Below are 658 nucleotides of genomic sequence, written 5' to 3'. Positions count from 1 at the left end.
TGTTGGTGAATCTTCCGTAATCGGCACTATTTCAGGGTCACCGTAAACCGTTGCCGATGAACTGAATACGATGCTTTTCACGCCCGCTTTACGCATACTGCGGGCTAACACCAATGAGCCATTGACGTTGTTGTCGTAGTACTCAAGTGGTTTTGCCACCGATTCGCCAACCGCTTTGAGGCCAGCAAAGTGGATCACGGCTTGGATGTCGTGCTGCGCGAATACCGCATCCAAAAAGGCTTCGTCACGGACGTCACCTTGGTGGAACGCTGGCTGTTTGCCAGTCAGCGCTTCAATACGGTTTAACACTTCCAGTTTGGCGTTACACAAGTTATCAACGATGATAGGTTCCATTCCCGCTTCAATCATCTGAACGCAAGTGTGACTACCGATGTATCCCATACCGCCTGTGACAAGAACTTTCACTTTTGCTTCTCCACGTTTGCTGCTTTCTGTTCACACCTCACTCTGATGCGCTAAAAGCCAATCGCCATTGCATCGAATCGGTACGCCCATTTCTTAACTGGCTAAAAGTCTAGCAACCAATCTCGATCCAGATCCGTGATCGAATTCAAATTGTGTAAACGTTTCCACAGAATTACAAAAAAGCCTTATTTTAGATGCAGACTTTAGTTAAATTAAACCGAGAAGATGATGA

General features: G+C 46.5%; 1 protein-coding gene. It reads right to left on the bottom strand.

Annotated elements, in window-relative coordinates; genetic code table 11:
- Positions 1 to 426 (bottom strand): SDR family NAD(P)-dependent oxidoreductase (locus R7Z47_RS25160; protein WP_318130804.1); only part of this gene is annotated, 426 nt, incomplete at its 3' end.
- Between the last annotated feature and the right edge of the window lie 232 nt (positions 427 to 658).

The sequence above is a fragment of the Vibrio sp. 1641 genome, from assembly GCF_033339995.1.
In the GTDB taxonomy this organism is placed as follows: domain Bacteria; phylum Pseudomonadota; class Gammaproteobacteria; order Enterobacterales; family Vibrionaceae; genus Vibrio; species Vibrio alginolyticus.
The sequence above is the reverse complement of the archived record's forward strand: the minus strand, read 5'-3'. Positions and strand labels throughout refer to the sequence as shown.